16 protein-coding genes and 6 pseudogenes are annotated in these 24,286 nt (G+C 67.2%); 14 read left to right on the top strand and 8 right to left on the bottom strand.

The genetic code is table 11. The features are described 5' to 3' along the window. The first annotated feature begins 66 nt into the window (after nt 1–66). Together ACWY4P_RS43555 and ACWY4P_RS43550 are read left to right on the top strand one after the other, a co-directional pair. Nucleotides 67–1,162, top strand: a pseudogene (locus ACWY4P_RS43555) (integrase core domain-containing protein). A gap of 148 nt (nt 1,163–1,310) precedes the next feature. Then, a complete protein-coding gene (locus ACWY4P_RS43550) occupies nt 1,311–3,014 on the top strand; it encodes an IS1182 family transposase (protein WP_456206341.1) in 1,704 nt (567 codons plus the stop codon). A 122-nt stretch (nt 3,015–3,136) separates the two neighbouring features. Here ACWY4P_RS43550 and ACWY4P_RS43545 read toward each other — a convergent pair whose 3' ends face one another. Together ACWY4P_RS43545 and ACWY4P_RS43540 are read right to left on the bottom strand one after the other, a co-directional pair. After that, nucleotides 3,137–4,249, bottom strand: a complete 1,113-nt coding sequence (locus ACWY4P_RS43545; protein WP_358709156.1) for an alkene reductase — start codon at nt 4,247–4,249, stop codon at nt 3,137–3,139. 501 nt (nt 4,250–4,750) lie between these two features. Next, nucleotides 4,751–6,097 (bottom strand): aldehyde dehydrogenase family protein, encoded by a 1,347-nt coding sequence (locus tag ACWY4P_RS43540; RefSeq protein ID WP_358709154.1) that lies wholly within the window; start codon nt 6,095–6,097, stop codon nt 4,751–4,753. Between the two features lie 169 nt (nt 6,098–6,266). On the opposite strand from ACWY4P_RS43540, the gene ACWY4P_RS43535 reads away from it, so the two are divergent. Next, nucleotides 6,267–6,620 carry an ArsR/SmtB family transcription factor gene (locus ACWY4P_RS43535; RefSeq protein WP_097228359.1) on the top strand — a complete coding sequence of 118 codons (354 nt, stop codon included), beginning with the start codon at nt 6,267–6,269 and terminating at the stop codon, nt 6,618–6,620. A 174-nt stretch (nt 6,621–6,794) separates the two neighbouring features. Continuing rightward, nucleotides 6,795–6,908, top strand: a pseudogene (locus ACWY4P_RS43530) (transcriptional regulator); the annotation flags it as partial. An 84-nt stretch (nt 6,909–6,992) separates the two neighbouring features. On the opposite strand, the gene ACWY4P_RS43525 reads toward ACWY4P_RS43530, so the two are convergent. Then, the gene (locus ACWY4P_RS43525; protein ID WP_456206340.1) at nt 6,993–7,403 is read right to left on the bottom strand and encodes a hypothetical protein; all 411 of its coding nucleotides are present in this window, start codon (nt 7,401–7,403) and stop codon (nt 6,993–6,995) included. Nucleotides 7,404–7,505: 102 nt separating this feature from the next. Beyond that, a complete protein-coding gene (locus tag ACWY4P_RS43520; RefSeq protein ID WP_456213260.1) occupies nt 7,506–8,540 on the bottom strand; it encodes a helix-turn-helix domain-containing protein in 1,035 nt (344 codons plus the stop codon). 434 nt (nt 8,541–8,974) lie between these two features. Here ACWY4P_RS43520 and ACWY4P_RS43515 point away from each other — a divergent pair. The 3 genes and pseudogenes from ACWY4P_RS43515 to ACWY4P_RS43505 all read left to right on the top strand — a co-directional run. Beyond that, a pseudogene (locus tag ACWY4P_RS43515) lies at nt 8,975–9,386 on the top strand (IS110 family transposase); the annotation flags it as partial. A gap of 257 nt (nt 9,387–9,643) precedes the next feature. Then, nucleotides 9,644–10,747 carry a hypothetical protein gene (locus ACWY4P_RS43510; protein WP_404749187.1) on the top strand — a complete coding sequence of 368 codons (1,104 nt, stop codon included), beginning with the start codon at nt 9,644–9,646 and terminating at the stop codon, nt 10,745–10,747. 9 nt (nt 10,748–10,756) lie between these two features. Next, a pseudogene (locus tag ACWY4P_RS43505) lies at nt 10,757–11,025 on the top strand (IS110 family transposase); the annotation flags it as partial. 102 nt (nt 11,026–11,127) lie between these two features. On the opposite strand, the gene ACWY4P_RS43500 reads toward ACWY4P_RS43505, so the two are convergent. After that, entirely contained in the window at nt 11,128–11,307 is a 180-nt protein-coding gene (locus ACWY4P_RS43500; protein ID WP_358709148.1) for a hypothetical protein, read from the bottom strand. An 838-nt stretch (nt 11,308–12,145) separates the two neighbouring features. On the opposite strand from ACWY4P_RS43500, the gene ACWY4P_RS43495 reads away from it, so the two are divergent. Both ACWY4P_RS43495 and ACWY4P_RS43490 read left to right on the top strand, forming a co-directional pair. Continuing rightward, nucleotides 12,146–12,415 (top strand): hypothetical protein, encoded by a 270-nt coding sequence (locus ACWY4P_RS43495; RefSeq protein ID WP_398533986.1) that lies wholly within the window; start codon nt 12,146–12,148, stop codon nt 12,413–12,415. Further along, nucleotides 12,412–12,765: a hypothetical protein gene (locus tag ACWY4P_RS43490; RefSeq protein WP_398533987.1), complete on the top strand. Its 354-nt coding sequence runs from the start codon at nt 12,412–12,414 to the stop codon at nt 12,763–12,765. The genes ACWY4P_RS43495 and ACWY4P_RS43490 overlap by 4 nt, the downstream gene beginning before the upstream one ends. A 104-nt stretch (nt 12,766–12,869) precedes the next feature. On the opposite strand, the gene ACWY4P_RS43485 is transcribed toward ACWY4P_RS43490, so the two are convergent. Both ACWY4P_RS43485 and ACWY4P_RS43480 read right to left on the bottom strand, forming a co-directional pair. After that, nucleotides 12,870–13,328 (bottom strand): DUF4279 domain-containing protein, encoded by a 459-nt coding sequence (locus ACWY4P_RS43485; RefSeq protein WP_456206339.1) that lies wholly within the window; start codon nt 13,326–13,328, stop codon nt 12,870–12,872. A gap of 57 nt (nt 13,329–13,385) precedes the next feature. Then, nucleotides 13,386–14,288, bottom strand: a pseudogene (locus tag ACWY4P_RS43480) (IS110 family RNA-guided transposase); the annotation flags it as partial. A 167-nt stretch (nt 14,289–14,455) separates the two neighbouring features. Between ACWY4P_RS43480 and ACWY4P_RS43475 the strand changes: the two are divergent. From ACWY4P_RS43475 to istB, 4 genes are all read left to right on the top strand, one after another. Then, nucleotides 14,456–15,370 carry an IS4 family transposase gene (locus tag ACWY4P_RS43475; RefSeq protein ID WP_456206338.1) on the top strand — a complete coding sequence of 305 codons (915 nt, stop codon included), beginning with the start codon at nt 14,456–14,458 and terminating at the stop codon, nt 15,368–15,370. Nucleotides 15,371–15,444: 74 nt separating this feature from the next. Further along, complete coding sequence (locus tag ACWY4P_RS43470) at nt 15,445–16,557, top strand: integrase core domain-containing protein (RefSeq protein WP_456206337.1); 1,113 nt, start codon at nt 15,445–15,447, stop codon at nt 16,555–16,557. 502 nt (nt 16,558–17,059) lie between these two features. Further along, the gene (gene istA, locus ACWY4P_RS43465) at nt 17,060–18,598 is read left to right on the top strand and encodes an IS21 family transposase (protein WP_456206336.1); all 1,539 of its coding nucleotides are present in this window, start codon (nt 17,060–17,062) and stop codon (nt 18,596–18,598) included. Beyond that, nucleotides 18,598–19,389, top strand: a complete 792-nt coding sequence (gene istB, locus ACWY4P_RS43460; RefSeq protein ID WP_456206335.1) for an IS21-like element helper ATPase IstB — start codon at nt 18,598–18,600, stop codon at nt 19,387–19,389. Before istA ends, istB begins: the two co-directional genes overlap by 1 nt. A 217-nt stretch (nt 19,390–19,606) precedes the next feature. Here istB and ACWY4P_RS43455 read toward each other — a convergent pair. Further along, nucleotides 19,607–19,801, bottom strand: a pseudogene (locus tag ACWY4P_RS43455) (integrase); the annotation flags it as partial. Nucleotides 19,802–20,471: 670 nt separating this feature from the next. Between ACWY4P_RS43455 and ACWY4P_RS43450 the strand changes: the two are divergent. Then, entirely contained in the window at nt 20,472–24,125 is a 3,654-nt protein-coding gene (locus tag ACWY4P_RS43450) for an NB-ARC domain-containing protein (RefSeq protein ID WP_456206334.1), read from the top strand. Nucleotides 24,126–24,286 lie beyond the last annotated feature (161 nt).

The raw sequence follows: 24,286 nt of genomic DNA, 5'->3' as shown, positions 1-24,286 counted from the left end.
TCTGGCCGCGGTCGTCTGAGCCGGCGCTCTCGCGCAGCTGCCGTCAACACGTCATGATGATCGATCGTGCTGCTGCGACTGGCTTACTTGGGTGTGTCGAACGCGTTCGCGATGCTTCGCCTGCTGCCGATGACCGACCGGGACAAGGACGCGGATCCTCGCCCTGCGCCACCAGATCACCGTCCTGGAACGCCAACTCGGCAAGGAGAAGATCCGGTTCACCTCGAGCGACCGGGCGTTCCTGGCGGCGCTGCTGCACCGGCTGCCACGGCACGTCCTGCGAAGGTCACGGCTGCTCGTACGCCCCGACACGGTACTGCGTTGGCACCGCAACCTCGTCGCACGCCGCCACGCCGCCTCCTGCCGGCCCAAGCGCCCGGGACGGCCGCGCACGGTGCGCTCGATCCGCGTCCTGGTGCTGCGCCTGGCGAAGGAGAACCCGAGCTGGGGGCACCGGCGCCTGCACGGCGAGCTGCTTGTACTGGGGGTGAAGGTGGGCGCGTCCACCGTCTGGGAAATCCTGAAGGAGGCCGGCATCGATCCTGCGCCCGAGCGGAACTCCAGTACCTGGGCCAGTTTTCTGCGCTCCCAGGCTGATGCCCTGCTGGCCTGCGACTTCATGGAAACGGTCACGCTGTCGGGGGCTCGGATGTACGTGCTCGTGGTGATCGAACACGGCAGTCGCCGGATCCGGATCCTGGGCGCCACCGCACATCCGATCGCCTCCTGGGTAGCGCAAGCGGCGAGGAACTTGGTCATGGACCTCGAAGACCTCGGCTGCCGGGCACGGTTCATGATCCGGGACCGGGACGGGAAGTTCCCCGCCCTCTTCGATGCCGTCCTCAAGGACGCAGGAATCGACGTCGTCCTCAGCGGCATCCAGATCCCAAGAATGAACTCGATCACGGAAAGGTGTATACAGACCTGTCGCCGCGAGCTCCTGGACCGGACGTTGATCTGGAACCAGCGAAACCTCCTCCACGCCCTACGCGAGTTCGAGCAGTTCTACAACGGACACCGACCACACCAAGGCATCGCGAACGCCAGACCACTACACCCATTGCCCCCACCCATCGACGATCCCGACACGTTAGCCCGCCTCAACATACGCCGACACGATCGCCTCGGCGGCATCCTCCACGAATACCGACGTGCAGCGTGACCTGCACGGATGAGATTTCCGGCAAGGGCAGTGATCCTGTTGCCCATTTGCTGTTTGTGCTGGTGGGGGTGTTGATTGTTGCGGCAGGCTGGTCTGGTGGCCGGTACCTTCTCGTTCCCGGTCACGGAGTGGGAGGGGCCCGGTGTCGATGGAGCCACGGTCGTGGCCGGAGCCGGCGCCGGAGGTGGCTCGGGCGGTGCGGGCGAAGTACTCCGGCCGTCAGGTGCCGCTGCCGGTCGCGGTACGTGATCGGCTCGGTGAGTTGTTCGCGGATGCCGAGTTCGCGGAAGCGTTCGCGGTAACGGGGCCGCGTGGCTGGTCACCGGGCCGCCTGGCACTGGTCACAGTGCTGCAGATGGCCGAGAACCTGACCGACCGGCAGGCTGCCGAGGCGGTGCGGGACAAACTCTCGTGGTCCTACGCGCTCGGACTGGGCCTGGAGGATCCCGGCTTCGACTTCAGTGTCCTCTCCCAGTTCCGTACCCGGGTTGCCGCCCATGGCCTGGAAGAGAAGGGACTGGACTTGTTGGTGGCCAGGCTGACCGAACAAGGCCTGCTGGCCGCAGGAGGCAAGCAGCGCACGGACTCCACCCACGTGATCGCGGCGGTACGGGACCTGAACCGGCTGGAACTGGCCGGGGAAGCGGTTCGCGCCGCACTGGAAGCGCTGACCTCCGCGGATCCGGACTGGGTCGCCCAAGCGGTGGACGTGACCTCGTGGAGCAGGCGGTACGGACCGCGGGTGGACAGCTGGCGCCTGCCCACTTCCCAGGCCAAGCAGCAGAAACTGGCCGCGGACTTCGCCCGGGACGGCTTCGCCCTGCTGGACGCGGTCTACCACTCCAGCTCCCCGGACTGGCTGCGCGAGCTGCCCGCGGTGCAGGTCCTGCGGTGTGTACTGCTGCAGAACTACACCCGCACCATCACCCGAGGCGGCCGCGAGGTCGTCAAGCGGCGGGAGAAGACCGATGAGGGCGGTGACGGCCGCCCGCCCGGCCACCTACGTCTGTCCTCGCCTTATGACACCGATGCTCGCTGGTCCGCCAAACGCGACATGTTCTGGAACGGCTACAAGCTTCACATCAGCGAAACCTGCACCTCCGCTCCCGAGAAGGCACGCACACACCCGAACCTGATCACGAACATCGCCACCACCCACTCCACAGTGCCGGACAGCAAGACACTCAATGCCATTCACCACGCGCTCCAGCAACGCGGCCTGCTTCCCGATGAGCACTATCCCGACTCCGGCTACGCCACCGCCGAACTCATCCACGGCTCGGTGAAGACCTACGGAATCGCACTGATCACGCCGGTCCTGCTGGACACCTCCCGCCAGGCCAAAGCCCAGGCAGGCTTCGCCGCCACCGACTTCACCATCGACCGGGAAGCCGAGAAGGCCACCTGCCCCGCCGGACATACCAGCACCACCTGGAACCCCGTCGTGAGCGAAGGTATCCCCAAAACCGTGGTCACCTTCGCCGCCCTCGACTGCATCCCCTGCCCCTTCAAACCCCAGTGCACCACCGCGAAGAAGAACCGCCGCCAACTCTCCCTCCACCCCAGACAGATGACCGAGGCACTCCGGCACACCCGCACCCAGCAGAAGACCAAGGACTGGAACACCGACTACGCCTTACGTTCCGGCATCGAGGGCACCATCCGGCAGGCCACCGCTGTCACCGGCACACGCCGCGCTCGCTACCGAGGCCTGGCGAAGACCCATCTCGAACACATCTACTCCGCCGTCGCACTCAACCTGATCCGCCTCAACGCCTGGTGGAACGACCGGCCCCTGGACCGCACCCGCACCAGCCACCTCACCCGACTCGAGCACACCCTCACCGCATAACCACAATGGGCAACAGGATCGGGCAGTGACCGCGGGCTCAAAGGGGCGGGCACAGTGTCGCCGGTCGGGCGCCTGTCCATGTGTGAGTGGGGCTGCCGCATGGACAGGCGTGACCGTGGGCCTCAAGCCGCTTCAAGGAAGGGGTAGTCGGTGTAGCCTTCCGCGCCCGGCCCGTAGAACAGTTCCGGCCGCGGCTCGTTCTCCGGGTGGCCACCCTGCCAGCGCTCGACCAGGTCAGGGTTGGAGATGAGGGCCCGGCCCACGACCACGGCGTCGGCGTGGTCGGCCTCGATCTGCTGGAGCGCCTGCTCGCGGGTGGTCTGCCCCCCGAAGGGGCCGTTGTTGACGATCAGCTTGCCGTCGAAGCGCCGCCGCAGCTCCTGTACAAGGTCGCCGCCCGGCTCGGTGTGCAGTACGGAGAGGTAGGCCAGGCCCAGCGGGCGCAGTTGGTCCATCAGGGTGCCGTAGGTGGCCAGGACGTCGTCCCGGTCGGTCTCGAAGACGTCCCCGAGGTCGACCTCCGGCGAGATCCGCAGCCCGACCCGCTCGGCACCGACGGCCTGGGCGACCGCCGTGACGACCTCGACGACGAAGCGGGCGCGGTTCTGCGGCGAGCCGCCATATCCATCGGTGCGCTGGTTGGCCGCCGGGGAGAGGAACTCCTGGAGCAGGTAGCCGTTGGCACCGTGGATTTCCACGCCGTCCGCTCCCGCCTCGATGGCCCGGCGGGCCGCGGTGACGAAGTCCTCCAGGGCTGCCCGGATCTCTGCGGTGGTCATCGCTTCCGGTACGGGGTAGGGCTGCTCGCCCTTCTCGGTGAACGTCTTGCCGTCGATGGCGATCGCGCTGGGGGCGAGGATGCGGCGGCCGCCGTTGATGTCGGGGTGGGTGCCGCGGCCGGCGTGCATGATCTGCAGGACGATGCGGCCGCCCTCGGCGTGCACCGCCTCGAACACCCGCTGCCAGCCGGCCGCCTGCTCGTCGGTGGCGATGCCCGGCTCGCCGACATACCCCTGCGACGCGTGGTCGGGGTAGGTGCCCTCGGTGATGATCAGCCCGACGCTCGCCCGCTGCCGGTAGTACTCGACCATCAGGTCCCCGGGGATGCCGGAGGAGCCGGCCCGGACCCGGGTCATCGGTGCCATGACGATGCGGTTGGCGAGCTCGATCTTCCCGAGGGTTACAGGGGAGAAAAGCGAAGGGGCAGACGAAACTTCTGAAATATTGACAGTCATGGGCTTCTTTCTGCAATACGGAGGGAAACGGGATGAAGGTCTGCGACGCAGGGGGTCCACGCTGTCCCGGCGGAGGCGCGGATGCGGTCCTCGGGCAGGCGCGGGCCCGCTGACGGTGACGCGGTTCCATGACCGCGATCGGGGTGTGGGTGGTGTTGGCGGCGAACGCGGTGAGAGCCGCATGCCGTCGGCGTCGACGCCGGTCAAGCGCAACTGCCCGCCGGAGTACGGGCGTTCGCTCCTTGCGCACGATCAGCAGTCAGCCAGGTGACGAAGTCATGGGTGCCGCCGCCGGGGTCGGTACAGATCGGTGTCTGCCGACCGCGCCGCGACCGACTCCCTCGACGCGCCCCCGCGAAGAGGACCGATACACGGCTTCACCTGGAACGCGCTTCCGGCGGTGGCGGGAACAGCGATCTCAGCGCTCCTCATTCTCACCGGCCTGAGGCACTTCCGCCAGCCGATCGCCCATCGGACAGCCTGCTCCACGAAAGCGCGGGCCTAGTTGAGCGGCACGTCCGCGACGGCCTTGAGGTGGCTGAACGTCTCGAGGGAATACCGGCCGTGGTACCGGCCCATGCCGCTTTCGCCGACGCCACCGAAAGGCAGTCCCGGCATGAGCAGCTGCATCACCGGCTGGCCCCAGGCGACGCCGCCGGAGGACGTCTCATTCACGAGGCGCGACTTGGTGGCCTCGGAAGTGGTGAAGGCGTAGAGCGCGAGGGGCTTTTCGCGTTCGTTGATGAAGGCGATAGCGGCATCGAGGTCATCGACTTCGACGACGGCGAGGATCGGACCGAAGATCTCCTCCTGCATGACCGGCGATGCGGGGTCGACATCGGTGAGCACCGTCGGTGCGATGAACAGGTCGTCACGGTCGTGCTGGCCTCCCACCGCCGCCCGGCCGGAATCCAGCAGACGGGTGAGTCGGTCGAAATGCCGCTCGTTGATGATCCGGCCGAAGTCGGCTGCGGTCTGCGGGGTGGAGCCGAACTGAGCTTCGACCGCCGCGCGCAGGGCGGGAACCAGTGCGGCGGCGGTGGCAGGATCGGTCAGAACGTAGTCAGGGGCTATGCACTGCTGCCCCGCGTTGCCGAACTTGGCGCCGACCAGCCGCTTCGCGGTCTCGTCCACGTCGGCGTCGGGCGCCACGAAGACCGGCGACTTGCCCCCGAGTTCGAGCGTGACCGGGGTGAGGTTCTTGGCTGCTGCGGCCATGACGATCCGGCCGACCGTGCCATTGCCCGTGTAGAAGATCTGGTCGAAACGCTGCGACAGGAGGGCCGTGGTCTCCTCGGCGCCTCCCTCGACCACGGTGAGCACATCGGCGTCGAAGTACTCACGCAGGAGTCGTGAAGCGACCGCCGAGGTGTGCACCGACATCTCGCTCGGCTTGGCCACCACGGTGTTCCCGGCGGCCAGCGCGCCGATGATGGGGTCGATGAGAAGGTGCAGCGGGAAATTCCACGGAGCGATCACCAGGACGACCCCGAGCGGGTCGTACGTGGTGTAGGCCGTTGTCGTGGGACCGAAGTGGGCAGGAACCTCCACCGGGCGAGGCTGAAGCCAGTTTTCGAGATTCGCCAGTGCCTCGTCGATGTCGGCGACGGTGAAGTCGATCTCCTGAGTCTTGGCCTCGGCGGCGTTCTTCCTCAGGTCAGCCCAGAGGGCTTCGATTAGTTCCTGCTCGTTCTCGACCAGCAGTGCCCGCAGCCGCTGCAGTTGGTTGACGCGCCAGTCCAGTCCGCGGGTGACGCCGGTGTTGAACGTCGCACGAAGGCGGCCGACCACCTCCGCGGCAGTTTCGGTCCGGTGCGTCCTCGGCTCGGTCGCCTGTGTTGTGGTCATGGGGTGTGCTCCGTTCTTGATGCAGGCCGCGCCGTCAAAGGCGTTCGTGGCATGCCGTAGTACCGGTGATGGGCAACCCGGTGGATGACGGATGAAGGGTCAATCCGTGCCTTCACTGTAGCCCATGTACGCGCTAACGCGAACATGGGGCAGGGGTTATTCTTTTCTCATGGCCAGTCGCACCTCATCCCCCCTCGTCCACCCCGACACGGACGACCTCGACCTCTTCAAGATCATGAGCGCGCTGACCGACGAGACCCGGCTCACCATCGTCGTCACCCTCTCCGTCTCCCCTGGCCTGGCCTGCAGCGGCTTCACGCAGGACGTCACCGCGTCCGTACTCACCCGCCACTTCCGCGTCCTGCGCGAGGCCGGTCTCATCCGGCAGCACGACGTCGGCACCCGCCGTTTCAACACTCTGCGCAAGGAAGATCTGGACCAGCGCTTCCCCGGACTGCTCGACCTCGTCCTCAAGGAGAGCGTCGGCCGCGTGGAGCCCTACGTGAACACCGAGTGCGCCTGACGCTCCGGGGCACCCCTCCGTGGCCGCGACGAACCGGACCCACCGCAGCCAGGCGTCCAGCTTACGGTTGGCATCGATCACGTCGAACAACACCTCGTGCGCCGAGCGGCAGTAACCGGTGCCCCAGCAAGGCGATACGCCACCGGCCCCGACGTACCCGCTTACACGGAGGCGACGTACTACGCCGAACCCGGTTCCCCGTCGGCGGAGGCACTACAACTGCTGGCCAGCTGGGGCACCGACGCGACAAGGGCGGGAGCCGGGATGCCGCCGGCACGCACGGCTTGATGAACAGTTGATCATCGGTAGTTGGCTGCGCGCCACGCCCAGCGTCCTTTCGCACACCAGACGCCTCCGAGGGCGGTGTCGGATTCAGGACGGCGCGGGTGGCACGGGCGTGCTGCGGGTAGGCAGTGGAAGAACGGTGCCGCCGCTGCGCAGGGCGTCGTTTTCGAGGGCCAGCTGGCGGATGGCCTCCTCGTACAGGGCGAGGGTGCGGCGCAGGTCGGTGTTCTCCTTCCGCAGCCGGCTCAGGTTGGCTTCCGTACGCGTGTCGGATCCGGAGGGTTCCGTCGGCGTCGCAGGCTGGGCTGGCGCCGGGATGCGGGACCGGAAGTGCACGTCGATCAGGTCGGCGTAGTGCCGGTGGAAGGTGGCGTGCGGGATGTCCAGGAGCCGCTCGATCGCGGTCACGGTGGGGCGCCGTCCGCGGGCTGCGGCCTCGGCAAGGACGGTATCGATGGCGGCTTTGACGGTGCCGGTGCCGGGCAGGGCGCGTTTCACTCGGCGATCTCCGGGGCGTGGCGGGTGAGGAACGCGGCGGTGGCACGGTGCTGTTCCTCAAGGCGGTGACGGTGCGCTTGCCGAATACCTCGTCCGTGCAGGTCACGCGGCATGTCTGTATTCGTGGAGGATGCCGCCAAGGCGGTCGTGGCGTCGTATGTCGAGGTGGCTTAGCTTGTCCGGATCGTCGATTGGTGTGGGCAGTGGGTGTAGCGGTCGGGCGTTCGCGATGCCCTGATGCGGTCGATGGGAGTTGTAGAACTCCTCGAACTCCCGTAGGGTGTGGAGGAGGTGGCGCTGGTTCCAGATCAAGGTCCGGTCCAGGAGCTCGTGTCTGCAGGTCTGCACCCACCTTTCCATGATCGAGTTCATTCTCGGCATCTGAATGCCGGTGAGGACGACCTCGATCCCCGTGCCCTTGAGGACAGCGTCGAACAGGACAGGGAACTTCCCGTCCCTGTCTCTGATCATGAATCGTGCCCGGCAGCCGACGTCCTCGAGGTCCATGACCAGGTTCTTCGCCGCCTGTATGACCCAGGATGCGGTCGGGTGTGCGGTGGCGCCAAGGATCCGGATGCGGCGACTGCTGTGTTCGATCACCACGAGTACGTACATCCGCGCGCCGGACAAGGTGACCGCCTCAAAGAAGTCACAGGCCAGGAGGGCGTCAGCTTGGAAGCGCAGGAAGTCGGCCCACGTGCTGGAGCTCCGGTCGGGCGCCGGATCGACGCCGGCATCCTTCAGGATCTTCCATACGGTCGAGGCGGCCACCTTCACCCCCAGCACGAGCAACTCGCCGTGCAGCCGTCTGTACCCCCACTGCGGATTCTCCCTCGCCAGACGCAGCACCAGAATCCGGATGGACCGCGCTGTACGAGGCCGACCGGGTCGCTTGGGACGCGATAAGGCGGCATGACGGCGCCTGGCGAGGTCGCGACGCCAGCGCACCACCGTGTCAGGACGCACGAGCAGCCGCACACGCCGCAGAACCGGCAACGGCAGCCGGTGCAGCAGCGCCGCCAGGAACGCCCGATCGCTCGGCGTGAACCGTACTCGATCACCACCGAGTTGGCGCTCGAGCACTGTGACCTGATGGCGGAGGACCAGGATCTCCGCATCCTTGTCCCGGTCGCTCATCGGCAGCAGACGCAGCAGCGCAAACGCGTTGGTCACTCCCAGCTACGCCAGTCGCAGCAGCACGGTCGATCATCATGACGCGTCGACTGCCATCTGCGCGAGACCGCCGACTCGAGCGACGAGGCCGACCACCGCCAGCCCGGGTGCAGGCTTCCGACCAGGACGGATGACATTCTCGACAAGCGCACGGCTCGCCCCCGCTACCTTTTTCGTGGCTCGCAGCCGGGCCTCCGACCTTCGGGTCCGGCATGACTTCTTCCTCCTGTTGTTGGTGATCCGGGGGGGGTGGTGTCACCGGTCCCGGAGGCATCCACGGACCGCTGGTGAGGGGCTTGAGAACCGGCTTCACCCGAGCTGGAAGAGCTCTCCATAACGTGGATGTGGCAGCTCGGTGCCCTGGCAAGGCCGGACGACAGCGCGATGCAGGAGTGCACGTGATCGACACCGGCGACATCGACGTCTTCCTCGGCCTGGACGTTGGCAAAGGCGAACACCACGAAACCCCAGGCCAAGCACGGAACGGTGCTGGTCGTGGTCGACCAGCCAGCCTCGATCAAGTCCCTGCCGCTGGCCTTGGCGAGGGACATGCGCTGTCCGATCGCCTACTTGCCGGGGCTGACGATGCGGCGGATCGCCGACCTCTATCCGGGCGAGGCGAAGACGGACGCGAGGGACGCATTCATCATCGCCGACGCGGCCCGCGCGATGCCTGACACGCTGCGGGCGATCGACGGCGAGGACGAGATGATCGCTGAACTGGAGATGATCGTGGGCTTCGACGACGACCTGGCAGGGGAAGCGACCCGGGTCGCGAATCGGCTGCACAGCCTGCTGACTCAGGTCCACTCCGGCTCGGCCCCCAACCTCAACGACTCGAACCTATTTTGACCAAACACATAAAGGCCCCCCGCGGGATCGTCATCTCGGCAAGGAGGTCGACCACAGCCCGTTGCCGACCCAGGGTGAGCCCCTCCACGCCGTCCGTGTGTCGGCCCCGTCCACCAACCGGGCGAGCACCTGCGCCCGCTGTCAGTGCGCCATGCGACCCTCGACCTCGTCCAAGCGCTCGCGCAGCCGACGCGCCTGTGGAGATGGGGGACGACATGAGTGACGATACACAGACCGCCGCGCCTTCGCCGGAGGACGCGTTACGCTCTGCCCGGCTGCTCGCCCGTGCCGAGGCGGCCGTCATGGCGCTCTTCGCCACGCGGGCCTACGAACTGGGCTGGACGGTACGGAGCAAGCTGAGCGGCATCCTGGACCACGTGACACTGTCCTGCGACGCGGGACATTCGACTCAGGTAACCCCCGTGACCGCGCTGCACCCCAAGCTCGGCAGCACGATCATCCAGGCACCCGCGGGGAGCGCGTTCCTCATGGCGACGGGAATGACGACCCTGGGGGCTTTCCCCAAGGCACTGGAGGAGTGCGAGCACTGCACTCGGAAGCGATGGGAGGAAGCCGCCCGTGCATCGTTCGCTGCCTACGCCATCGAGACCGATCTCCGAATCCTGGCCGACGCCGCATCCCCTAACGGGTACCCGGCTGCGGAGGTTCGCTGCCTGCATGGGCATGAGTTCACGATCACCGCGATGAATCCGCGTACTCCCGGGCGCGTGCCGGGGAGTACCTACGGATTCACGACGGGTTTCGACGGCGCCGACGACCCCTGCGTTACGTGTCGCGGCATCTCCCAGACGCCCAAGCTCGTTGAATTCAGGCGCCGCGCCCGCGAGCAGGACGTGATGATCCTTGACGCCATGTCGGACCGCATCGCCCAGACTGTGCGCCTGTGCTGCGTTGCCGGGCACCTGACCTCGGTGGGCATCAACACCGGGTTGAAGCGCGAGTTGCTGTGCGCCCGCTGCAGGGGAGCGGGCGTTCGCCCCGAACCAACCGTGTACTACGTGGTGACCGACGGGGTCATGGTGAAGCCCGGAATCTCCTCGGGTGACGGACGAGGGCGGCTTGATACCCACCGCGTCCAGCATGGTCTGGGTCAAGTCCGCAGGCTCATAACCGACCTGCCCGTCGGCGCAGCTCACGATGTCGAGCGGCATGTCCTGGACTGCTTGGCCAGCCAGGGCATCCGCCCGGTGATGGGCTCCGAGTATTTCGATGCCGCGCATATTGACCGGGTGCTGGAACTGGCTGACGGGTGGTTCGCAGCGAACCTGCCGAACTTCCCGTGGACGGTGACCGCCTAGCGTTCCCTCTCGAGTCTCGCCCCGGCGACCCGGAGTTCGATCCGCGGCGAACAACCCTGCCGACGGGGAAACAAGCGGCTCAAGCGGTCCTTCTTCCTCTCCTCGTTTGCCACCCCGGGCAACCCGGCATCGCGGGCCTACTACGACAGAAAGATCGCCAGGGCAAGCACCACGCCCAAGTCCTGCTCTGCCTTGCCAGACGCCGGGCTGACGTCCTCTCCGCGATGCTGCGTTACGGGGCCTTCTACGAACTCCAGCCTTCCGCCGCGGACGGTTAGGAGGAGACAGAGCTGCGGCCGCTGCCGATGCGGTGGCGCCGGTGGCTGCGCTATGTGGCGGCCTGTTCCGCCGCCTGCGGAGTAGCAGAAGCGGGTCACCGTTCATGCGACGGCGTGGGACAGCGTCCGCTGCGTGAGGTCGCGCTTCTCGATTCGGACGGGGCGGGTGATGCCGAGGGCCGCGCCGGTTTTCCACGCCGGCTGGCGTGGGCTGCTGAGGCGGCGGGCGTAGCGGTGGGCCAGGGCGGCGTAGGCCTTGGCGTGGGCCGTATTGCACCGCACCGTGCTCGGGAAGCCGCCCGCGGCCGGAGCCTTGCCCCTTTCTGGAGACCCTCTGCGGCCAGCCCAGCAGTCGCTTGGCACACTTTTTCCGACGGCGAGGGCACCTGCCGACTGTCTCGCTACGGCGCTACAGAGCCCGATAGGGCGCTCACGCCCTGGGAGTGACCCGTCTGCCGGCAGACGCCAAGGGGCATTACCTCGTCTTGACGCGGCAGGCACCTTGCGGCCGGGACACCCGAGCACCGACTGCCTGCGGAAACACGCCTACCGAGGCCCTCAGCCCACAGCTTCCCCCTGTCGCATGGGGAGCACGAGATCGTGCTCCCACCCCGAAAGGGGGTCGAGAGCCGACAAGGGGTTCTTATGCCTCTCGATGCAGAGAGCATCCGGATCGATGGGGTGACGTCCGGGGCCCCTGGTTGACGACGGCGCGTGGGGGCGCGGTACGGCGCGGTAGGTCTACCGGATCGGGTGACGGACGAATCGGGCACCGTTGACACGTCTGTGAGTTGGGAGCACGAGGGCTCCCACTTGCTCCCAGCCCGGACATGGTTAAGGCCGCCCCCGCTACCCGCGGAAACGGCCTCCGACCTGCGAAAATGCTGGTCGGGACGACAGGATTTGAACCTGCGACCCCTTGACCCCCAGCCCAGTGACTACCCTTCGCGACGATCTGTAGCGCACGGTAGCGGCAGGTCTCGGAGCCGTACAGCGCCGTACAGAGGAAGAGAACGCCGCTCCCAGCGGGGGGCTCCCGAGCACGCTCATCCCGCTGCCACACTCCTATATTCTGGCCACTGCCGACCCTGGTACCCGAGATCACGAAGGAGGATGAGCTATGAGGCCAGCCACTGCCACGAAGCTCCGCGCCAATGCCGCGACCATCCACCAGCTCGGGCGTCAGCACGGCTTGCACTCCTTCGCGCTCAGCACCGAACCCGGGGAACTCGTGGCAACCCTGGACGCCGACCGCTCCTACTTCGACATCACCAGCTTCGAAACAGATCTGTCCACCATCCTCGGCGCCCTCGTGGAAGTCGTCCCTCGAGGCCCCGGCGTGGACATCGACGAAACCGAACCTCTGAACGATCTGCGCGGGGCAGCGTGACCACACGCACCGACCGAGAGCGCCAGGAACTGCTACGCCTGACCGACGCAACAGCAGCGCTCGACCAGGCCCGCTCAATCATCCGCAATGGAACGCCGAAGCCAGGTGACCAAGGCCTCCTAGCCCTGGCCTATTGCATGCTCACCTTCGGCGAAATGCTGAAACAGGCATCTCACGGCCTTGTCACACAGGCATACAGCGGCCCCATCGCACTGCGAGACAAACTCGCTCACCTACCGCACCGCAAGCTCCACGCTGAAGTGCTCGCCGCCTCCGTCGAACGAGCCACTGCCGAGATCCTCCCCCTGATACAAGCCCGTATCCAGGACCTCAGCAACTCCAGCGACTGAGATCGGATCGGCGGAACGCTCCACCAGTACCAGCACGCTTCCTAATGCTGTTGTCAAGCCGTCGGAGTTCGACGCATGTGCGAGGTGAGTACGGGGTCATGTGCTCACGTGGTGTCCTCGGCTCCGGCCATGTCGTACTCGTCGATGTCGAACTCGGCTCCGGTGGCGTTGAGGAAGTCCAGGACCTTGCGGTCCAGGTGCCAGCCGAAGAGGTTGGGGGCGTCCGCTGCGCCTGGCTGGGCTTGGTCGGTGTCGTTGAAGTAGCGCACGGTTTGAAGCACTGCTCCGCCGCCGGTGCGGGCCAGATGTCTGGTGAGGTCGCAGATGCGGTCCGTGTGGGGCTGAAGTCTGTCGAGAATGCAGGTGATCTGCTCGTCGACGCGCAGACCCGACTCCCGGCAGACAACCATCCACGAGTGGTCGACCGGAACCACCGCCGGCTCGGTGAACCGGCTGCCGCGAACAGTCACCTCGTCAGGGGTGATGCCCAGCTCGGAGGCCATGTCGTCTGCCGTGGTGTGCCGGCTGAACAGTGCGAAGTAGGCGTGCTGGCGAAGTGGCATCCCGTGGAGGATAGCCGCGCGGGAAATGGGCCGACTGTGATTATGCGTGCCCAGCAGTCAGGCAGCCTCGGTGACCGGAGGTGTGACCTCATAGCACCGTTGGTCACGGATCAGGGCCCAGATGACGTTGACGCGTCGGCGGGCGAGCGCGAGCACGGCCTGGACGTGCTTCTTGCCTTCGGTGCGTCTGCGGTCGTAGAACATCCGCGAGTCCGGGTCGTAGCGGACGCTGACCAGCGCGGAGGTGTAGAAGACCCGCTGGAGTCTGCGGTGGTAGGTGACCGGCCGGTGGAGGTTGCCGCTGACCTTGCCCGAGTCGCGGGGCGCCGGGGCGACGCCGGCGAAGGCCGCCAGCGCGTCCGGGGAGCCGAACTCGTCCAGGCCGCCGCCGACAGCGGCCAGGAACTCCGCGCCGAGCACGGTGCCGATGCCCGGGACGCTCAGGACGATCTCGGCGAGCTCGTGCTCGTGAAACCCGCCCTCGATGAGCTTGTCCACCTCGGAGATCTGCTCGTTGAGGGCCATCACCTCCTCGGCCAGGATGTGGACCAGCTTCGCGATGGTCTTCTCCCCGGGGATCGCGGTGTGCTGCCGCTCGGCCGCCTCGACGGCCGCTTCGGCCAGGGCTCGGGCGTTGCGGACCTTGCGGTTGGCCAGCCACTTCGTCAGCCGTATGACGCCGGCCCGGCGGATCGCGGCCGGGGTCTGGTAGCCCGTCAGCAGCCTGAGAGGCCCGGTGTTGGTGACCTCCAGGGCCCGCTCCAGAGCGGGGAACATGCTCAGCAGGGTGCCGCGCAGGCGGTTGACCACGCGGGTGCGGTCCTCGACCAGGTCGGCGCGGCGTCCGGTCAGCAGCTTGAGCTCGATGACCGCTTCATCGCCGGGGCGGATGGGCCGCAGGTCGCGGCGCATCCTGGCCTGGTCGGCGATGACATAGGCGTCGCGGGCGTCGGTCTTGCCCCAATACCGGGAAGTTTGCGGTCTGGGGCTGCTGTCAAGTGGTTCGGGGAAGTTGATGTAGAGGTGCGGGGCTCCGCGTAGGACGGAAGTCGACCAAGACACCGTTACTGCGAGGAGCCCCGTTGGTTCAGTCTGGCATGCCCGCACGTCTACGCACGTGCGGTGAAGTGGCATTCGCCGCCGGGCACTTGGGCGAGCTGACGCAGATCATTGCGCCGTCGCTGGTGGACGCGGTGCTGGCGAAGACCGGGAGGGTGCAGTCTCGGGTGCGCAAGTTGCCTTCGCGAGTGGTCGTGTACTTCGTCCTGGCCATGGCGCTGTTCGGCGAGTGCGGATATCGGGGCGTGTGGGCAGCCCTGGTCGCGGCCCCGGGCATGCCCGACGTCGACCCATCCGCCGCGGCCTTGCGCCAGGCTCGGCGGCGGCTCGGCTCGGCGCCGCTGTCCGTGCTGTTCGACCAGGTGAAGGGGGCGGTGGCGGCCGAGGACGCGGCGGAATCGTGGTGGAAGGCGATGCGGACGGTGGCCTGGGACAGCACGGGCGTCCTGGTCACGGACAGCGAGGCCAACCGGTCGTACTGCGGCCGGGCCTCCGGCCGCAACGGGATCTGTGGATTCCCCATGATCCGGCTTTCCGCACTGGTCGAGTGCGGAACCCGGGCGCTGGTCGACGCGGTGCTCGGGCCGTGGACCCAGGCTGAGGAGTCCCAGTGCACGGTGCTCTGCCGGGCACTGAGGCCAGGGATGCTCCTGCTGGCCGACCGCGGCAGCAAAGGCTTCGCGCTGGCCCGGTCTGCCGCGGCCACCGGCGCACAATTGCTCTGGCGGATGAGCGCCGACCTGCAGCCGCCGGTGCTGCACGCACTTCCCGACGGAACCTACCTGTCGATGTCCACTGGGACCAACGAACGGGATCGTCTGCGCCGGTGGACGCGTCACCGGCGCACCGCACCACCGCAGATCACCGGAGTGGCCATCCGCGTCATCGAGGCCACGGTGACGGTCCGTGCCGCCGACGGCACGACGACGAACACGAGCCTGCGGCTGTTCACCACGCTGCTGGACCACCACCGCTACCCGTGAAGGGTGTCTTTATTGCCCTACTGTGGTTGACCTGGGGCTTTCCGATCGCTCAAGTATGGGCATGATCACTGATCGTGGGTCTGCGACTGTTCTACCTGATCTTCTGCCAACTACTGGGCTGGCTCCTGTTGCTGCGCCGATCGACCGCCGCGAACAACGCCGAGATCCTTGCCCTTCGTCATGAGGTCGCTGTGCTTCGCCGGCAGATCGAGCGGCCGCGGCTCTCATGGGCTGATCGTGCCATGCTCTCCGCTCTCGCACGGCACCTGCCACCCGCCTTACGTCGCCACCGGCTGGTCACCCCGGGCACCCTGCTGACCTGGCACCGCCGCCTGGTGCGCTGGAAATGGCGTCAAACACCGGGCGGGCCTGGCCGACCACCGCTGCCAGAAGAGACAGTCGCGCTCATCCAGCGCCTGGCGAGAGAGAACCCGACCTGGGGATACGTCAGAATCCAAGGTGAACTGCGACGGCTCGGTCATCGGGTCGCCGCCGCCACCATCCGCCGCGTCCTGCGCCGCTCCGGTCTACCGCCCGCACCGCAGCGCGCCTCCCAACAGATCTGGCGTACTTTCCTCCGCCCCCAGGCCCACACGCTGCTCGCCTGCGACTTCATGCATGTAGAGACCGTCTTCCTCAAACGTCTCTATGCCTTCTTCGTCATGGAGATCGCCACCCGGCGCGTCCACGTCCTGGGCGTCACCGCCCACCCCACCGGCGCATGGGTCACCCAACTCGCCCGCAACCTGCTCATCGACCTCAACGACAGGGCTGGGTGCTTCCGGTTCCTCATCCGTGACCGGGACAGCAAGTTCACCGCCGCGTTCGATGCCGTCTTCGCCGGCAACGGTACAGCCGTCATCCCGACTCCGCCGCAAAGCCCCCGGTCAAACGCGTTCGCCGAACGATGGATACGCACAGCCCGCGCAGAGTGCACCGACCGCCTCCTCATCACCGGCGAACGACACCTCCGTGCCGTCCTCACCAGGTACACCGAGCACTACAACACCGGACGAGCCCACCGCAGCCTCAACCTACGAGCCCCAGACGACGACCCGAACATCATCCCCCTGCCCGCCGCCACGGTCAGGCGCACGCAGGTACTCGGTGGACTGCTCAACGAGTACCACACCACGCCACCCCGACCGCCTCACCATCCACAGGAAACGCCCAGCTCAGCAGCCTGATCGGGATATTGACACCCTTCACCTCGGCGACCAAAACCCCTGGCACCTCCTGACCGCCACCACTGGAGCCCTCGCCGCCACGGCCGCGCTCCTCACCACCCCTTACGGCCGACTCGTCCTCACCACCCTCCGCGGCCGAGCCAAAGACGACCAAGGTCGCTGATACGCCAGCCGTCCCACACACCGGTCGCCTGCCCTCCTACCGTGATAGCCAATGAACGCACGATGCCCGGTATGGACTGCACAACCGTCTGAACCCATCACCACTTCTGGCGTACCGACGAAATGGGGCTGTGTGGGTGACGAAACGCAGTCCGTCGTCGGCCGGGCGATTGGGCTGACGCCGATCCCACCGAAGGCGGCTCCAGTGTGTGACGGCGGCCTCCGTAAGCTCCCCGGTGGCGGCCATATACGGCGCATTTTGTGGCCACGGGTTTCCCCGAGTACGGCCAGTTTTCTCCCCGCTCGCCCCGAGTAGTCCCGCTCGGCGACGCTGGAGCGGGTGAAGAACAGCAGGGAGATCATGGAGATCCTTGAGGCATACGACCTCACAGGCAGTTACCGTGCCGCGGCCGAGCTGGCCGGGTGCGACCACCACACGGTGGCCCGGTACGTGAAGATGCGGGCGGCCGGCCAGCAGCCCGACAAGCGCCGGCACCGGGCCCGGCAGATCGACGACTATCTGCCGAAGATCGAGGAACTGGTGGTCCGCTCGCAGGGCAAGATCCGCGCGGACGTGGTCCACAAGAGGATCGCTGCGATGGGCTTCACCGGCGGGGAACGCACCACCCGCCGCACCGTTGCCGAGGCAAAAGCCCAGTTCAGGGCAGGTCGGCGTCGTGTCTATCGGCCGTGGGTGACCGAGCCCGGGCTCTGGCTTCAGTACGACTTCGGCGACGGCCCGGTGATCAAAGGCCGCAAGACCACGCTGTTCTGCGCATGGCTGGCCTGGTCGCGTTTCCGCGTCGTCATTCCGATCTGGGACAAGACGCTGCCAACGATCACCGCATGTCTGGACACCACGTTCCGCCGGATCGGCGGCATCCCGGCCTACGTCCTCACCGACAACGAGAAGACGGTCACCACCGACCACGTCGCCGGGATCGCGGTCCGCAATCCGGAGGTCGTCGAGGTCGCCCGGCACTACGGCACGACGATCCGTACATGTCTGCCGGCGGACCCGGAGACGAAGGGCGGCAGCGAGTCCACGGTGAAGCTCGCGAAGGCCGATCTGGTGCCCAGGGACGTCAATCTGCGCGAGCAGTACAAGACCTTCGGTGAGCTGGAGGCCGCCTGCCGGCAGTTCTGCGAAGAGGTCAACTCCCGCCCCCACAAGGCGACTCGGCGCAAGCCCGTCGAGCGGCTCGCGGAAGAACGGCAGCGGCTGCACCCGCTGCCGCGGCGGCCGTTCACCGCGGCCTTCGGCACCACCCGGCGGGTCTCCTGGGAATCGACGATCTCGGTCGACGCGGTCCGCTACTCGGTCCCGCACCAGCTGATCGACACCCGGGTCTGGGCCCGTTTCCACGGCGACGAGCTGATCGTCACCGCCGTCGACGAGACCGGCTCCGCGGTCGAGGTCGCCCGCCACCCGCGCGGCGAGCCCGGCAGCCCGGTCCTGGAGGATGCCCACTATCCGCCGCGCGAGGACAAGGAAGCCGACCGCACTCCGAGGGCGACCTCCGCCGAGGAGGCCGCGTTTCTCCAGCTCGGACCCGGTGCCGCGAGCTGGCTGATCGAGGCCGGGGCGGCCGGGGTTCGCAGGATCAAGGCGAAGATGGCCGAGGCCGTCGCCCTCTCAAAGCTCTACTCCATAGCGGAAGTTGACCGCGCACTCGGCACCGCCGCGGTCACCGCCCGCTTCGCGGACAAGGATCTCATGTCGATCCTCGACTATCAGGCCGTCCACGGCCTGGCCGAGCCGGTCCGCCGCAGCGAGGCCCACTCGCTGCAGCCTGGCACCTCCGCCTGGTCCGCCCTCGGCGCCGCCGCCCCGAGCACTGCTGATCTTTCCGAGTACGACGAAAGCGACCACTCCTGATGGCCACCCCTCTGCGCACCGTTCCCGGCACCAACGGAGACCCGCTCGCCGAGGCCATCGAGCTGACCAAGCGGCTCAAACTCCCGCACATCCGCCGGTCGTTGACCGACATCATTCCCACCGCCAAGGCCCAACGCTGGGATCCCGCCGAGGTCGTCCGCGTCCTGCTGGCCGAGGAGGCGGCCGGACGCGACCGGGCCAACCTGCACACCCGCCGCAAGCGGGCCGGGTTCCCCACCGGGAAGACCTTCGGGGACTGGCATGAGTCCAAGTCGTCCATACCCAGGGCCACCCAGGACGCCCTGAAGAGTCTGGAATGGGTCGGCCGCCGGGAGAACTTCTGTATTTGCGGACCGTCGGGAACGGGAAAGTCGCACTTCACCGAGGCGCTCGGGCAAACCGCGGTCGAGGCCGGCCTGACTGTCGCCTGGTTCACCATCGAGGACCTGGGCGCCCTGGTCCGCCGCCACCGCGCGGACGACTCGATCGCCCGGGCGCTGGCGAAGATCGTCCGCTCGGACCTGATCATCGTCGACGACATCGGGCTGCTGCCCGTCTCCGAGGACGCCGCCGAGGGCTTCTACCGCCTGGTGGATGCCGCATATGAACGGCGCTCGATCGCGGTTTCGAGCAACCTCCACCCGTCTGGATTCGACGAGATCATGCCCAAGACCCTGGCCACCGCGACCGTCGACCGGCTCCTCCATCATGCCCACGTCACGGTCACTCAGGGTGATTCATTCAGATTCACCGAGGCCACCACCGGAAAGGGAGTGAAGCCCTTCAGCTGATCCACACCGACCCAGGGTGGGGAGAATATCTGGCCGCGAGCGGGGCGATCATGCCTTCCACCAGCGGGGATGTCTCGAGGCCGCCAGCGGGGACGATCAAGAGGCCGTTGACACCAACTCGCCCACCTGGAAGTCCACAGACGAGACCGACTCGGCGGAACCCTCCACGAATACCAGCACGCGACGTGAACTGCACGGATGATTTATCGGCACCCGCAAGGTGGTGCAGAAGGCCGGCAAGGATGGCATGGTCGCTGTCGGTGAAGCTCGGCTTGCCGACCTGACGCTGCAGGACCAGCAGCTGGTGCCGGAGGACGAGGATCTCGATGTCCCTGTCTCGGTCGCTCATCGGCAGGAGGCGTAGGAACGCCAGGGCGTTGGTCGCGGCGAGGTAGGCCAGACGCAGCAGCACGACAGATCATGATGCCGCCGGGGCCCCGTGCGGGTGAAGCGCATGGGGCGAATGACATGGAGAGCCGAAGATCCGTGATCAGGCTCCCGACCTGCGTGGATGATTTATCGGCACCCGCACTGTGCTTGCCCTACACGGGCGCGACTGCGAGCGATGCCCGCGCCAACCGCCGTCTAGGCGCTCGGCCGTGCTCTCGGACTCGGGCAAGGTACTTCCTGCTCGGCCATCACGGGATCGTGTCACCAGGCATCGAGACGCCTGCCGATCGTCGTGCGTGAGAACAACCTGGTACCGCCCTGGCGGAGCCGTCCTCGGCTCAAGCTCGCCGATCTTTCCGGCCTTGCCGCCGAGGCGCGTCGAAGCGCATCAGGGCCCGTGCAACGCGCCAGGTCGCTTCTGCAGACAGGACTCATGCCGCCAGTGGTCCGTGCTCACCTTGCGGAGACGCTTAACAAACATCGTTGGCACCCAGAACACCGCGAGAACGATCGCGGCCAGAAGTGCTTTCGTCACGAGGACGAACGTGATCTCCGCTGAGTAGGGTGTAGGACGTTAGCGGTCAACTGTGTTACAGCACCGCCGTTGGTGTCTTCACACGGGTGCTGGCGGTGACGGTCATGGGGGCTGAGTGCGGCGGCAGACTGTGGGAGCGGTACTCGCAGGTGCAGGCGTGGTCGTCGCCGCCTTGCAGGGCCTGGTGTCCGAGCCATCGTCGCCAGGAGGCTGGGTCATCTTCGGGGTGTTGGCCGTGGCGGGAGCTGGCGTAGCGGTCGGAGGGGTTCGGACACAGTCACCCCCGTCTCTTGAGCCGCCTGAGCCTGCCCCAATTAGGGAATGGATTGTCGATCGAGAGGAGCGAAGGCAAGCCGAGGATGCCGTGTGCGGCACGAGGGGGACGGTGGGTATCACCACGTCGCTGTCGGGCGCGGGAGGCTTTGGTAAGACCACGCTCGCCGAATTGATCTGTGCCAGCCCTCGGGTGCGTAAGCGCTACAAGGGTGGGGTGTACAGCTTTGCCATCGGCCGGGAGGCGAGAGGGCGGGCGGAGATCGCCGCGCGGGTTGCCGAGATTGCCAGGTTCATCACCGGCGATACCGAGCAGTTCTCCGATCCGAATGAGGCCGGCCGGCATCTGGGCCGGTTGCTGGACCAACGCAAGCGAACCCTGCTCTTCCTCGACGATGTCTGGACGGAAGAGCAGCTCGAACCGTTCCTCCAAGGCGGCACGAACTGCGTACGCCTAATCACCACCCGAGTCCCCTCGCTACTGCCGGCGGGCACCCGGACGATTCGGGTCGACCAGATGACCCTCGACCAGGCCCGCGCCGTGCTGACGTGGGAACTCGACGGCCTGCCTGCGCTGACCGCCGGCGCGCTGCTGGATGCCACCGGTCGATGGCCTCTGCTGCTGCGTTTGGTCAACCGGCAGATCAAGGCCCAGGTCGAGACCGGACAGGATTTGGCTCGCGCCGCCGAGGAGATGCTGCACCAGCTCCGCGTCCAGGGCCCGCAAGGGGTTGATCCCTCGGGCGCCACCATCGGCGTGGACCGACCGGAAGACCGCCGTCGGGCAATCCGCGCCACCGTGGAAGCGGCGACTGATCTGCTGCCTGAGGGCGGCATGGACCGGTTCGCCGAACTCGCGATCTTCGCCGAGGACGAGGCCGTGCCGGTGCCGCTGATCGCGAGACTTTGGCGGGCCACCGGCGCGCTGAGCGAGCGGGCCTCCCGGGACCTGTGCGCCCAGTTGGCACGTCTGTCGCTGCTCACTCTCACCGCGGATAACGGGGGGCGCATCAGCCTGCACGATGTCATCCGCGACTATCTTCTGGGCACCCACGACCCGACACGGCTCGCTGCGCTGCATGGGCAGCTTGTGGACGCCTCAGCCGACGACCTTCCCGACACTGAACCGCACACGCTGACCTCCTATCCGGCATGGTGGGAACTAGCAGATGGCTACCTCCAGGACCACCTGATCGAACACCTCGTCGCAGCAGGTCGCATTGAGCTGGCCGAGGCCGTCGCCAGCGACCTCAGATGGGTTGAGGAGCGCCTCGTACGGCACGGCTCCAACGCACCTCAACGCGACCTGAGCCACGTTCCCACGGCGGACGCGGCATCCCGAACTCGCTCCCTGGCACAGGTCACCCATCTGCTAGCTCCTGCCGACCCGGCCCCTCTTGTGGTCAACACCCTCTATAGCCGGCTCGCCTTCCTGCCGTCCTGGCGCACACAGATCACCGCCCGGCTAGATGCCTCCCCCGCACGGCCGCTCCTGGTCGGGCTTCGGCCTCCTCCCGACCTCCCTGACCGCGCCCTGCTGGCCACGCTCACCGGCAGCGACCGGGTGCGCTCGGTAGCGATCTCACCCGACGGCACCTGGCTCGCCACCGGCAGCGCAAATGGGGAGGTGCGGCTGTGGGACCGGGCCAGCGGACGGTGCACCACCACCCTCACCGGACACACCCGCAGGGTGAACGCGGTGGTGATCTCGCCTGACGGCACCTGGCTCGCCACCGGCAGTAGCTGGGACGAGACTGTGCGGTTGTGGGACCGGGCCAGCGGACGGTGCACCACCACCCTCACCGGACACACCCGCGGGGTGAACGCGGTGATGATCTCGCCTGACGGCAACTGGCTCGCCACGCTCGCCATCGCCAGCGGAGACCCTGTGCGGTTGTGGGACCGAGCCAGCGGACGGTGCACCACCACCCTCACCGGACACGCCGAGTTTGTGACCGGGGTGGCGATCTCGCCTGACGGCACCTGGCTCGCCACCAGCAGCTGGGACGAGACTGTGCGGTTGTGGGACCGGGCCAGCGGACGGTGCACCACCACCCTCACCGGACACACCCGCGGGGTGACGGCGGTGGCGATCTCACCCGATGGAACCTGGCTCGCCACCACCAGCGGAGACAGGACTGTGCGGTTGTGGGACCGGGCCAGCGGACGGTGCACCACCACCCTCACCGGACACACCGACCAGGTGATCGCGGTGGCGATCTCACCCGATGGAACCTGGCTCGCCACCACCAGCAGAGACAGGACTGTGCGGTTGTGGGACCGGGCCAGCGGACGGTGCACCACCACCCTCACCGGACACACCGACCAGGTGATCGCGGTGGCGATCTCACCTGACGGCACCTGGCTCGCCACCACCAGCGTGGACAAGACAATGCGGCTCTGGGACCGGGCAAGCGAACGGTGCACCAAAACCCTTGGCGGACACACCGACCAGGTGAGTTTGGTAGCGATCGCACCCGACGGCACGTGGCTCGCCACCACAAGCGGAGACAAGACGGTGCGGCTCTGGGACCCCGCGAACATGGCACCCAGCACAGATTCGCAGGCAATCTCGACCTCCTACGCAGCGATACCGCCGAACGGTGCCCTCGGCAGCGGCGACGCGGATGAAGCATTGCTGGTGCGATCTGCGAATGGAGAGTGCACTGCCACTATTGCCGACCAGTTCGGCCCGTCGAGTTTGGTGGCGATCTCGCCTGATGGAACCTGGCTCGCCACCCGCCGCAGCGGGGACAAGACCGTGCGGTTGTGGGACCGGGCCAGCGGACGGTGCACCACCACCCTCACCGGACACACCGCCCCGGTGATCGCGGTGGCGATCTCACCCGATGGAACCTGGCTCGCCACCACCAGCGGGGACAAGACGGTCCGGCTCTGGGACCGGGCCAGCGGACAGTGCACCACCACCCTCACCGGGGAAGCCGCCCCGGTGATCGCTGTGGCGATCTCGCCTGACGGCACCTGGCTCGCCACCACCAGCGGGGACAAGACGGTCCGGCTCTGGGACCGGGCCAGCGGACAGTGCACCACCACCCTCACCGGGGAAGCCGGCCGGGTGATCGCTGTGGCGATCTCGCCTGACGGCACCTGGCTTGCCACTGGCCGCGGGGATGGGAAGGTGCGGTTGTGGGACCGGGCCAGCGGACGGTGCACCACCACCCTCACCGGACACACCGACCAGGTGAGTTTGGTAGCGATCTCGCCTGACGGCACCTGGCTCGCCACTCGCAGCTGGGACGGGGCGGTACGGTTGTGGGACCGGGCCAGCGGACGGTGCACCAAGACCTTCATCGGGGAAGCCGGCCGGGTGATCGCGGTGGCGATCTCACCCGACGGCGCCTGGCTCGCCAGCGTGAGCAAGAGCGGAGACATCCGTGTTTGGAACGTTCTCAGCAGAGCCAATGCAACGCTTGTACGCACCGATGACGCCTTGACGGGATGCATGTGGGCGAGCGACGACCGGACCTTCGTGGCCGTTGGTGCCCGTGGACTACATCTCTTTGAGCTACGCACCTGACAGCACGTGGTTCGCCGGGCCGCAGGCCCCGAGGTGGAGCCTGCGCTTGCCGAGAATTTCATCCGCCCTGGTGGGAGGCGGTGCGCGCGGTGTACCGGAAGTCGACCGGCGAAGTCGCCAGAACAGGCGCCCTCGCGAGGCTGGCGCTCACCGCGGCAAGA

It is taken from the genome of Streptomyces sp. LZ34 (assembly GCF_053890475.1).
Note: the sequence above shows the minus strand (reverse complement) of the source record. Positions and strands in the feature narration are given on the sequence as shown.

What these genes read in the sequence shown, in the direction of transcription:
- ACWY4P_RS43550 (WP_456206341.1), top strand. Translation starts at nt 1,311, where the DNA reads ATGGAGCCACGGTCGTGGCCGGAGCCGGCGCCGGAGGTGGCTCGGGCG.
- ACWY4P_RS43545 (WP_358709156.1), bottom strand. Translation starts at nt 4,249, where the DNA reads ATGACTGTCAATATTTCAGAAGTTTCGTCTGCCCCTTCGCTTTTCTCC.
- ACWY4P_RS43540 (WP_358709154.1), bottom strand. Translation starts at nt 6,097, where the DNA reads ATGACCACAACACAGGCGACCGAGCCGAGGACGCACCGGACCGAAACT.
- ACWY4P_RS43535 (WP_097228359.1), top strand. Translation starts at nt 6,267, where the DNA reads ATGGCCAGTCGCACCTCATCCCCCCTCGTCCACCCCGACACGGACGAC.
- ACWY4P_RS43520 (WP_456213260.1), bottom strand. Translation starts at nt 8,540, where the DNA reads ATGAGCGACCGGGACAAGGATGCGGAGATCCTGGTCCTCCGCCATCAG.
- ACWY4P_RS43510 (WP_404749187.1), top strand. Translation starts at nt 9,644, where the DNA reads ATGAGTGACGATACACAGACCGCCGCGCCTTCGCCGGAGGACGCGTTA.
- ACWY4P_RS43495 (WP_398533986.1), top strand. Translation starts at nt 12,146, where the DNA reads ATGAGGCCAGCCACTGCCACGAAGCTCCGCGCCAATGCCGCGACCATC.
- ACWY4P_RS43485 (WP_456206339.1), bottom strand. Translation starts at nt 13,328, where the DNA reads ATGCCACTTCGCCAGCACGCCTACTTCGCACTGTTCAGCCGGCACACC.
- istB (WP_456206335.1), top strand. Translation starts at nt 18,598, where the DNA reads ATGGCCACCCCTCTGCGCACCGTTCCCGGCACCAACGGAGACCCGCTC.